This window comes from Leifsonia sp. AG29 (assembly GCF_009765225.1).
Classification (GTDB): domain Bacteria; phylum Actinomycetota; class Actinomycetes; order Actinomycetales; family Microbacteriaceae; genus Leifsonia.
Map to the genome: position 1 here is coordinate 1 of NZ_VMSF01000003.1, position 371 is coordinate 371.

Here is a 371-nt window from a genome sequence, read left to right on the forward strand (position 1 = left end):
CTGCGGCTCGGCAAGCTCGGCTCGTTCGACTTCAACAGCCGGTTCTACGCCGACGACGACCTGATCGTGGGCGCGGCGGACCCGTTCCAGCTGTTCCGCATCGTGTACGAGGTGATCCAGGGCGGCGGGTACGGCAACGCGGACGTCGCGTTCATGCTCGACCAGTGCCACAACCTGGAGGCGAAGATCCCGGGTCAGATCCGCTCGGTCCTCAACGTCCAGGAGGCGACCGCCAAGGCCCTCCTCGTCGACACGGAGGCGCTCGCGGCGGCTCAGCGCGAGCACGACGTGCTCGCCGCCCACGCCGTCTTCATGGACGCGTTCAACACCGACGTCCGCGGCGACCTCGCGGCCTACCGCGAGTCGCGCGG

The 371-nt window shown here is 69.3% G+C and carries 1 pseudogene; it reads left to right on the top strand.

Annotated elements, in window-relative coordinates:
* Positions 1-371 (top strand): annotated as a pseudogene (locus tag FPT20_RS17785) (L-rhamnose isomerase); the annotation flags it as partial.